This is a genomic window from Nostoc sp. UCD121, from assembly GCF_014222285.1.
GTDB lineage: Bacteria > Cyanobacteriota > Cyanobacteriia > Cyanobacteriales > Nostocaceae > Nostoc.
On record NZ_JACKZS010000252.1, the window covers coordinates 1 to 10,082 of the forward strand.

At 41.1% G+C, this 10,082-nt stretch carries 8 protein-coding genes and 2 pseudogenes; 4 read left to right on the top strand and 6 right to left on the bottom strand.

What is annotated here, in order from left to right; all coding sequences use genetic code 11:
- A pseudogene (locus GNF10_RS31930) lies at positions 1-207 on the top strand (photosystem II q(b) protein); the annotation flags it as partial.
- Between the two features lie 89 nt (positions 208-296).
- Here the strand turns inward: GNF10_RS31930 and GNF10_RS31935 are convergent.
- Together GNF10_RS31935 and GNF10_RS31940 are read right to left on the bottom strand one after the other, a co-directional pair.
- Entirely contained in the window at positions 297-977 is a 681-nt protein-coding gene (locus GNF10_RS31935) for a dihydrofolate reductase family protein (protein WP_185580611.1), read from the bottom strand.
- Between the two features lie 192 nt (positions 978-1,169).
- A complete protein-coding gene (locus tag GNF10_RS31940; protein WP_221643598.1) occupies positions 1,170-1,802 on the bottom strand; it encodes a bifunctional 2-polyprenyl-6-hydroxyphenol methylase/3-demethylubiquinol 3-O-methyltransferase UbiG in 633 nt (210 codons plus the stop codon).
- A gap of 421 nt (positions 1,803-2,223) precedes the next feature.
- On the opposite strand from GNF10_RS31940, the gene GNF10_RS31945 reads away from it, so the two are divergent.
- Together GNF10_RS31945 and GNF10_RS31950 are read left to right on the top strand one after the other, a co-directional pair.
- Positions 2,224-3,603 (top strand): DUF2252 domain-containing protein, encoded by a 1,380-nt coding sequence (locus GNF10_RS31945; protein ID WP_185581524.1) that lies wholly within the window; start codon positions 2,224-2,226, stop codon positions 3,601-3,603.
- A gap of 222 nt (positions 3,604-3,825) precedes the next feature.
- A complete protein-coding gene (locus GNF10_RS31950; protein ID WP_185581523.1) occupies positions 3,826-5,019 on the top strand; it encodes a phosphotransferase in 1,194 nt (397 codons plus the stop codon).
- On the opposite strand, the gene GNF10_RS31955 is transcribed toward GNF10_RS31950, so the two are convergent.
- From GNF10_RS31955 to GNF10_RS31965, 3 genes are all read right to left on the bottom strand, one after another.
- Positions 5,012-5,899, bottom strand: a complete 888-nt coding sequence (locus tag GNF10_RS31955; protein ID WP_012411469.1) for a CoA-binding protein — start codon at positions 5,897-5,899, stop codon at positions 5,012-5,014. The genes GNF10_RS31950 and GNF10_RS31955 overlap by 8 nt on opposite strands.
- Positions 5,900-6,087: 188 nt before the next feature.
- Positions 6,088-7,314: a succinate--CoA ligase subunit beta gene (locus GNF10_RS31960; protein WP_185581522.1), complete on the bottom strand. Its 1,227-nt coding sequence runs from the start codon at positions 7,312-7,314 to the stop codon at positions 6,088-6,090.
- Between the two features lie 443 nt (positions 7,315-7,757).
- Positions 7,758-7,910: a hypothetical protein gene (locus GNF10_RS31965; protein WP_185581521.1), complete on the bottom strand. Its 153-nt coding sequence runs from the start codon at positions 7,908-7,910 to the stop codon at positions 7,758-7,760.
- Between the two features lie 53 nt (positions 7,911-7,963).
- On the opposite strand from GNF10_RS31965, the gene GNF10_RS31970 reads away from it, so the two are divergent.
- The gene (locus tag GNF10_RS31970; RefSeq protein ID WP_185581520.1) at positions 7,964-9,694 is read left to right on the top strand and encodes a hypothetical protein; all 1,731 of its coding nucleotides are present in this window, start codon (positions 7,964-7,966) and stop codon (positions 9,692-9,694) included.
- Between the two features lie 94 nt (positions 9,695-9,788).
- On the opposite strand, the pseudogene GNF10_RS31975 reads toward GNF10_RS31970, so the two are convergent.
- Positions 9,789-10,082 (bottom strand): annotated as a pseudogene (locus GNF10_RS31975) (aspartate carbamoyltransferase); the annotation flags it as partial.

Genomic DNA, 10,082 nt, shown 5'->3' on the forward strand with positions numbered 1-10,082 from the left:
ATGGCGTTCAACTTGAACGGTTTCAACTTCAACCAATCAATCATTGACTCTGAAGGTCGTGTGATTGCAACTTGGGCGGATGTAATCAACCGCGCTAACCTGGGTATGGAAGTAATGCACGAGCGCAACGCTCACAACTTCCCTCTAGATTTGGCATCTGCTGAATCTGCTCCTGTTGCTCTTTCTGCTCCTGCTATCAACGGTTAATTTTCAAGCATTAACTCAACTAGCTAAATAATAAAGCGCTCTCCCACTTCGGGAGGGCGCTTTTTAGTTGTAATTATGACAGCACATTCTTATTTGATCGTCTGATAGTGTAAAAACAACTCACTTCCAACTTGACGAGTTTCAATGAGTTCCAGATGAGGAGCAGCAGTGGGAAGAAAACCTTCTCCCTCCACCGGGGTAGGAGCGTCCTTTCCTCCATAAATGATGGGCCAAATTGTCAACCACAAATCGTTAATTCGCCCTGCCTTTAGTAAAGTAGCTGTTAAAGCGCCGCCTCCCAAAACAATGACTTTGTGAATACCCCGTTCTGCCATCAAGCTGTAGGCCCGATCCCAGTCTAGGTCTGTCTCTCCCAAATCGATTAATTCAGCAAGCTTTTGCAAGCTTGTTGCATCAGAATTACGCTTCAAACCAGCCCGTGTTGTAAATATCCATCGCTCAATGTCCTGGCTTAAAAAAGGCAAGTCCAGTGATAGGTCTAGGGAACCTGAGACAACGCAGGTAATAGGCTGGGGAGACTGACCTCGAACCTTACGTGCTGCTAAAAGTTCGGGATTGCGAATTGTATAGGTTCCTCCCTCAGCCCGAATCGTTCCTGCTCCTACCAAGACTAAATCGGCAAAAGAAGCTTGATACTCTAAGTGTGCTTGATCAACTGGATCGGCATCACGGGGTGCTTGAGGATCTACGGCGCTAATTTTTCCATCGGCCGTCATGGCAAGAACCACAGTTGTTTGGATTGCTGACATGATTACGTTGTGACGGTTCTTTACAATTTTACCTTTTTGAATCCTTTGGCATGAATTTAAATAAAAACGCTCAGGGGCAGATGTTGCCCACAACTCTCTGCTTTTGCTGGAAGAGATGGCATCCGCCCAACCAGAGCAAGAGCATAAGCCTTTTTGCGATAATCAGACAAAAAGGGAAATATGTGAATAAATTTAAAAAGGATACTCTAAAACACCATTTTTACATTCTCTTGATTTTGTTTCTATTTGTTCACCTTTATGAGCTAATAGGACAAATCTATTCTCTTGTTGACTTGGTATTGGGATAAAACTTTGATATACAGAAGTAAAACTCGAAGTTTGTAATAAATTGAACAAAGAATATGGTGTAAACCAAAAACTATTATTATTGTGCAGCGATGCCCATAAAGAATCTGCTTTTTGTTCTATGGTTGCGTCTTCATCAAACTCGTGATAGAGGCTGCCCCAGTATTGTTTACCTTTATGAATAAATATTTTTTCTGGTTCTCCAAAGTGAGTATCGATAATTGTAAACGCTGTACAAACTTCTCCTAGTTTTTCTATAAAATTAAATACTTCTGGAACATTTAAGTGATAGAGAATGCCACAGCAAAGAACGATATCAAAATATCCATATTTTTCAGGACTTAAATTCAAAACATCATCCTGGATAAATTCAAGATTATTTAAACCTAAACATTCTTTAGCAAATTTTGCTTTTTGAAAATTAACTTCTCTTCCCTCAATTCCTACTACAGTCGCACCATGTAAAGCTAGGCCAATAGAATACAGCCCTTCCAAACATCCTAAATCTAAAATTCTCAACTCAGATATAGGCTTTTTTATATTATCTGAAATAATTTGGAGTAAACATTCAGTTGTACCTTGCTGTTCTATTTGAGCAGAAATAGTATAAATCTCTTCTGTTAGTTTTATATTGTGTGCTGTCCATTCTCCATATTGTTTAATAATTTGATTTTTTTATTCTTGGATATTATTCATTACTCGTGTAGATCCAGCTATAAAGTTTCATATCTGTTGTATACCTTAATTACTTAATACGTAAAGTATAGTGTAATAAAAATTGTTTTTTATACTTTCTCACAATTGTTAGAGTAAATAGTTATTGCATTGTGCTTTAAATCACTTTTCAAGCGATGGCTTAAGGTGGTAAAAATTGTTGTTGGATGATTGCCTCTACACAAGAGTCTAGCAAGAGTCATTTTTTTACCCTTAAGAGACTGTCATGCCCAAACGCAAACACATAACTGTAATTGTACTTATCTTAATTTTAAGTTTGGGGTTTGTATCTTTCGTTCAAGCTGCAACTCTCCATTCAACTTGGGTAGAGAATGAAATTTACCAATACAACCATCCCTTTGCTTCTCAATTGCCTCAAGAATTGGCAACGAAGATGCAAAAGATGACAGCTAGCCCCTTCGCCTTTTATCGGGGAACAGCTCACATTTTTTATCGTGATATGCAGACCTTTCCAAGCTCAAATTTTGTAAATTCTTCAACCTCAGCTATCTGGTTAGAGGGAGATATGCACCTGCAAAATCTTGGGGGAATGAGAGATAGCAATGATAATAACGTTTTTGACACCACTGATTTTGATGAAGGCTATCTTGGCCCCTACGTTTGGGACTTGCGACGGATGGCAGTCTCGATTTTGTTGGCAGCTAAAGAGAACGGTCTTAGTTCAAGTGACGCTCAAGATATTGTGCGGAATTTTTTGGATGCTTATCTCAATAAGATGAGCGACTTTAAGGGAACCAATGATGAACTATCATATCGTTTGGAATCTAGTAATACGAACGGTGTGGTCAAAGATTTGATTCAAAGTGCATCAGATAAGAGCCGTTCTAGCTTGCTAACGAAATACACTCAGCTAAATACCAGTAACAATCGAGTCTTTCAGACAAGCGCAGAACTCCAGCCTGTATCCAACAGCACCTATTCAGACATTGATGTAGCTATGAGTAGCTACATCGCCTCAATTTCTAGCAGTAAGCGCTATAACAATAGTTACTACACCCTCAAGGATATTCGCCTCAAATTAGGTTCAGGTACTGGTAGTCTTGGCAAGTACCGATATTACTTGTTGATTGAAGGCCCAAGTTCAGCAATCGACGACGATCGTATTCTGGAGATGAAGCAGGAAGGTAGTAGTGCAGTTGCCATGGCAGTTCCAGGTCTGCTACCAACTTCGGTTTACGGAAACCAAGAAGGGGCGCGGGTAACAATCACCGCAAAAGCAATGCTCTCCAATACTGATCCCTTGTTTGGCTACACAACAGTTAATAGCATCCCCTTTATGCTGCATGAAAAATCACCCTACCAAGTGGACTTTGACTATAAATTACTAACCACTAAGTCTAAATTCATGGATGCAATGGGATATGCGGGAAAAGTCGTTGCCAAGAACCATGCAATCTCAGATAAAGACTACGAGCCTGCGATCGTTTCTGTAAGTGTTGATAAAGAAATTACTGATGTTGTGAGCGGTAACAAGTCTATATTCAAAGACGAAATTGTTAATTTTGCGGTAGACTATGCAACTCAAGTCGAGTACGACTACACGAGTTTTGTTAATGCTTATAACCAAGGGGTGACACTTTACTAGAACGTTAATTCAAGATTCAAAGATTGTCTTCATGGGTAAGGGAGTTGCAAAAAATAAATTATCCCAAATTATTTTTAGATTAGTAGGGGTGCAAGGCCTTGCACCCCTACGATCAGATATTTTTTTAACTAGAAGTCCCTAAGATAAAAAATAAATTTGTTAAACAATTCTTTCTTGCCCTAGCTCCAGCCAGACGTTGAAATTTTAGAAAGCATTGATTCAATGAATTCACCTTCCGCGCATCCGCTAATTGATGAGGTGAAATTAACGGCCGTTGTCCGTCGTATACTCGACAGTAAAACTGCGACTCTGGGCGAATGGCACTCCGAAGCGATCGCTCACCATATTATTAATAACGTTACAGCCGGTTTGCAGCGCATTACTGGTATTGCTAACAATGGCAGCAAACAATTCTCTTGGTCGGTTATTCTAAAGATTTTGCACCTACAACCAGAAAATGCTGGCTCTATTTTCAATTCCTCTCAAGACCCCACACACTGGAATTACTGGCAGCGTGAGGCGTTGATATATAGGTCAGGAATCCTCGATAACTTGACTGGCGACTTAGTAGCCCCCCGTTGCTTCGGGATTACAGAGCCATCTGTTAATGTCGTCTGGCTGTGGCTGGAGGATATTCAGGGCAGTCCTGGCAGCACTTGGACTATGGAGCGCTTTGGTGTAGCGGCCCGTCACCTTGGCTATTTACAAGGAAGCTATGCAATGGCGCAATCATTACCTTCTGAGCCTTGGCTAAGTCGTGGCTGGCATCGGGCATGGGTATGCAATATCGATAGTACTGCTTTAGAAGCGTTGCGAGAACCTACTTTATGGCAGCACCCACTACTAAAACAGATATTTTCCCTAGATATCGGTGATCGCGTCATGGACTTGTGGAGCGATCGCCATATCCTTCTCAACGCTGTGGACAAAACACCCCATACACTCTGCCACTTTGATATTACGCCCAACAACTTGTTTTCTCGACGTAACGCAGATGGCAATGACCAGACTGTTCTCATCGATTGGTCTTTTGTTGGCTATGGTGTCTTGGGAGAAGACATCATAAATTTGGTGCTGGACAGCGTTTTCTTATTGCTTGTCGATGGTTCATCACTGATACCCTTGGAAAAACTTGTGCTTGAGGGTTACTTAACGGGGTTGCGTTCTGCTGGGTGGACTGGGGATGAACGTGTTGTGCGCTTTACCTACGCTGCTTTAGCGGCACTTCATTTTGGTCTAATCGCAGGGAGGCTGTTAAAGCTAGTGCAAAACGAATCTCGTCATCGCTGGCTTGAGCAGCGCTTTGGGCGAACTTTTGACGAGATTATCACATCAAGAGCGATCGCTATTACTCATGGATTAAAACTGGCAGACGAAGCCAGATTATTGCTTCCTTCGCTTTTTGTAATTAATTAATTTTAATTTCCTTTCTCAATAATTCTGGAATCTGAGAAGGGCGTTCAGCTACTGGAACTTCTGCTTCTTTTAAAGCGGCTAATTTACTTTGGGCTGTCCCAAAGTTAGGATCGCGTCCGATAACCGTTGCTAAAGTCCCTGTTTGCCGCCAACTTTTTCCTGGTGGCGCTTGTCTACCTGCAATGTAGGCAATTACTGGTTTATCAATTGCTTCAGCAATATACCGGGCTGCTGCTTCTTCACTACCACCACCTGGTTGACCAACTAAAACGATCGCCTCTGTAGTTTCATCTTCATCCAGAATTTGCAACCATTGGAGAAAGGAAGAACCAACGATCGCATCACTACCAATACTGACACTAATCGACTGCCCCAAACCTGCTTTTGTTAATTCGTAAGCAACTTCGTAGGTGAGAGTGCTGCTACGACTAACGATTCCCACTACCCCAGGAGTATAAAACTCACTAGGTTGAGTGCCTAAAAGAATTTTTCCCGGCACAATGATCCCCGGACTGTTAGGCCCGATTACCAAAGTCTCACAGGCTTCGGCTTTGCGGAGTAATTGCACCATATCCAAAGGTGGCACGCCAGCAGTGATAATAATGATCTGGCTAATATGAGATGCGATCGCTTCTAATGCAGCATCTAGCACGTCGTAAGGATCTACACAGATAATTGTTGTGTCAATTACCCCAAATTGTTCTATTACCTCCTCTACTAAGTCAAATACTGGCAGTCCATGCAGTTCCTGTCCGCCACATCCCGGATTGACACCTGCTACCAAATTCGTACCATAAGCTTGCATTTGAGCAACATGAGTGCCTGATATAAATTCACAAAAGCCTTGAATTAATACTTTACTTTCTGGCGTTAGGTTCATAAAAAATTACCGTAAGTTTGACAACCCAGTGAGTTAAGCCACTAGGCGAGGAGAGTAGGGAGCAGGGAGCAGGGGAGGCAGGGGGAGAATAACTAATGACAAATGACCAATAACCAATTCCCAATTCCCAACAATATATTTACGTGGTAAAAATTAATAATTTTTTATTTGGAACAAAATCATAGCCACTACTTTTTATTAGCAGTTGGTTTAGCAAGACGAACTGCTGCCGCTACTGCCTCATCTAAATTTTCTACCACGAGTAGCGCATCGCTGTGGGTTTTTAGTGTTGCTAAAGATTTTCTAGCAGCATCAAATTCAGAACCAGCAAGACGGACAACTATGGGCGTAAAATTCTGTACTTGACGAATTTTACTACCATTAGAACGTACAACTTGTGATTCAAGTTCGCTGTTGTTTTGCTGTACAACTCTGGCTATCACTTCAACCACTTCCTCAGTTTGAGGAATGCTACCCAGAAAGTTTATTAGTATTACTTGAATGCTTTTGTCAGCTTCCAGGATTTTCAGACCTGTCTCTAGGCGATCGCGGAAGGTAGTTGGTGTCGTATCTGTGAGGAAAGCATGACGTAGATTTAAACAAACACCTGGATTGCCACCAGCATTGGCGACTAAATCCAAAGTTGCCATTACTGAACCAGTACCATTACCTAAAATACCGATTTTTCCGTGCATTTTTACACCATCCCAGTCACCTAAAATACCGTTAATTTCAGTACTGGTATGACGGCTAATAATTTTTGCAGCCATTTCTGCCAGGTCTGGATGACGCTTAATTGCCCGTTCGTTGATCCTGACTTTACCATTAAGAGCCATAACTTGACCATTAGCACTGACTGCCAAGGGATTTATTTCGACTAAATCCAGGTCTTTTTGCACAAATAAGTGATACATCTTCTCCAAAACGCCGCTTACCGACTGCATCAGCGCCCCTTGTAAACCCATTTTCAAAGCCAGTCTTCGGGCATAAAATGGCGAAAATTCCTGTTCCACGACAACATGGTGCATTTTTTCCCCAGCAGATTCCCAATCGATGTCTGCTTCTTTACAACCTAAAAGTACTGGTCGGCAGACAGCAGTATCTAAAACTACCGCTAGATAAAATTCTTGGTTCGCGTCGTATTGGGATTCTGCCAGCACCACTTCTGGCAATTCGCCCCATATTGGTAGACTAAAAATATTTTGAGCAGCTGCTATCGCATCAATTGTCGTTTCCGCAAACCTGACTCCACCCGCTTTTGCCCGCTCTGCTCCATGTACTTGAGATTTCAGTACAATCGGAAAGCGAATTTTTAAACGTTTCAAATCTGTAGGATGGTCAATCCGTTGGGAGGGCAAGACCGGAATGCCTATCTTCCCAAACCATTCTTTAACTTGATACTCTAATAAATCCATTGATACACCTTGTATTGACACTTTCCAAGCTTTTAATGAATGCTGTTTTAATATTTTGCAGCACTTTTATTTAAAAATTAAGCTTTTGGCAGCTATAAAAATTTCTTTTTCACGTATCAATTTTATCGAACCCAGCAAATGAGGCATATTAATTTTGATAGCTAACCTGTTTGTGCTAGAGCCACAACAGGTAATTAATCTCCTCAGTAAGTTTCCCAGCATAGAAGATAACTACCATTTCTGTCAAAACCTTCTGACCTAGAACTGTTTCCTTAACCTTTGGATAAAATTTTCACAACTGCTCTGCAACCAAAATTTTACAGAATAGTAGCTACTTTAAATTTAACTGTCGCAAAATAATGCCGTGAAAATACTCAAAATTCCTATTATTCCCATTTTTTATTTGTAATTTATATCTGAAGACAGATTATTTAATTTTGCATCTAGTAACGTGAAAATGTAGCGATGCGAACAATAATTACTTTTTTAATTTTTGGTGAAAAGTCAGAATTTGTGTTAGAAAGTTGGTCGTTCAGATTTTCAGGCTGTGGTTGGTTAAATTGTGCATTTGCATTCAACAAAACTAAAAAGTTCATTTCATCCTCTTAAAAATAATCAAAACAATATAGAAGTTAAGCGGGAAAGCTCTATGAAAGTAGCAGTCCAGCACGAAGATTTACAGCTTTTAGCCAAGACTTTGCAGGAACAATTGCTTGTAGAAGTCTCATCGGCTGAAGTCTTCGAGGTTAAGTGTGCCGTCAATAAAGACGGGCTAATGATTTTAACGCAACATGAATCAGATGTAATAGCTGACGCTCAGACAATCTTTGCAGTCATCGAGGAAGTACTTCAGTCTCTAGCACCCCACAAAGAGCAGCGAGTGCAATGTTTCCTCAGAGTTTTTGGTGAACAACTCCCTTATGCCAAATGTTTCTTAGCTATGAAGCAGATGGGGGGATGGGGAGAAGCAGGGGAGGAATATTTTTCTATTTCTTCATCGGCTCTGACTTATTCTCCATCAGTTGATGAGACTGAGGAAGAGGAACCGTTTGACCCCTTTGCAGATGTGCCGAATTTGCCAACTGCAAAGCGAACATTTCAAATCAAACCCGTCTTACTGGGTGCAGCTTTGGTGGGGATTGCCGTTTTAGGTGGTGGTGCTTATTTATTGACTCGCCCTTGTGTGATGACTGAGTGTAAAGAAATACAAAATGCCCAACAATTAAAAACAAAATCTCCGCAACTGATGCGCCGCGCTAAGTCTGAAAAAGAATTACTTGTTGTTGTACAGCAACTTGCTACAGCTAGTGGAGCCTTGAATGCAATTCCTGGTTGGTCGCCGCGTTACCAAGAGTCGGAAGAACTAAAAGCAAGTTTGTCTGGACGAGCAGGAAGAATTAACCAAGTAGTCAAGGCTTTGCAGACAGGATCTTTGGCGACACAAAAAGTTCAAACTCCTGCATCTAGCCTAGAGGAATTACAAGCTAGGCAACATTTATGGCGACAGGCTATAGCACCACTAGAAACTATAAGTCCCGATAGTGAACTCTATGGGCTAGTGCAAGGGAAATTGATTAATTATCGAGTTCGTTTGCACGCTGTAAATCAGCAGATATTTATTGAGGAAAAATGGCTAAAAAAATTAACAGCAGCAAAAGCTGTAGCTAGTGCTGCCGAAAAGCAGGAAGGTACTGCTAAATCTTTGAATGATTGGCAAAAGGTTCGGTCTACTTGGCTGGTGGCGATTAATGCTTTGAATAGTATTCCCTTAACTAGCCCTAGATACCAAGAAGCTGAAAAGCTGTTGGTAGATTATAAACCTAAACTGATGGCGGCACGCGATCGCGCGACTAAGGAACAATTAGCTGTTAAAACCTACCAACAAGTTCTTAGTACCGCCAAGCAAGCCAAGCTTTATGAGCAACAAAACCAATGGCAAGCAGCCACAACATACTGGGAGCAGGCTTTACAAACTGTTAAAAAAATTTCCCAAGATAGCTTGTACTACACTCAAGCTCAGTCCCTCATCGAACCCTATTCAACAGCCCTCAAACAAGCACAAGAAAAAGTACAAGTTGTTAGTAGTTTGCAACAAACCCGCACTGACTTGGATAAAACCTGTATTAATGAAATTCAGATTTGTACCTTTAACATAGACAATGCAGGTATTACTGTCCGTTTAACTTCTGAGTATGATCAAGTAAGACAAAATAACTTGGCTAATCCTTATTCTGAGAATTCTAGTACTGCTGTTGATATTACCAATCACTTGCAAATCTTACGAGAAGCTCTAGCTGTAATTAGTGACAATGCCAACCTGTCCCTTATCCTTTATGATTCTCAAGGCCAGGTAATTTATACTCGGACTTTGGGCCAGTAAGGTAAGAAACTTAGGAGGTAGGAATATATCAGAACTGGATAGAATGCAGAAGTGCAAAATATGCCAATTATCAGGTGAAAATGTATTGTCAGGATTAAGCTTTGCCGCTACCTAACAAATATAGTAGCGCCATGCGAACGGCGATACCGCTAGTAACTTGCGATTGAATAAGACTAAATTCTGGATCATCCATCAATTCAGAACTAATTTCAACACCACGGTTAACGGGGCCTGGATGCAAAACTTTAACATTAGGTTTACAAAGTTGCAATTTTGTACGTGTAATGCCAAATAGCTGATGATATTCTCGTAAACTTGGCAATAAATGAGCCGTCATACGCTCCTTTTGTAGGCGCAGAGTCATCACAAAGTCGGCATCTTGTAAAGC

Excerpts from the sequence above, each read along its gene's own strand:
- GNF10_RS31935 (WP_185580611.1), bottom strand. The coding sequence starts at position 977 with ATGTCAGCAATCCAAACAACTGTGGTTCTTGCCATGACGGCCGATGGA.
- GNF10_RS31945 (WP_185581524.1), top strand. The coding sequence starts at position 2,224 with ATGCCCAAACGCAAACACATAACTGTAATTGTACTTATCTTAATTTTA.
- GNF10_RS31950 (WP_185581523.1), top strand. The coding sequence starts at position 3,826 with ATGAATTCACCTTCCGCGCATCCGCTAATTGATGAGGTGAAATTAACG.
- GNF10_RS31955 (WP_012411469.1), bottom strand. The coding sequence starts at position 5,899 with ATGAACCTAACGCCAGAAAGTAAAGTATTAATTCAAGGCTTTTGTGAA.
- GNF10_RS31960 (WP_185581522.1), bottom strand. The coding sequence starts at position 7,314 with ATGGATTTATTAGAGTATCAAGTTAAAGAATGGTTTGGGAAGATAGGC.
- GNF10_RS31965 (WP_185581521.1), bottom strand. The coding sequence starts at position 7,910 with ATGAACTTTTTAGTTTTGTTGAATGCAAATGCACAATTTAACCAACCA.
- GNF10_RS31970 (WP_185581520.1), top strand. The coding sequence starts at position 7,964 with ATGAAAGTAGCAGTCCAGCACGAAGATTTACAGCTTTTAGCCAAGACT.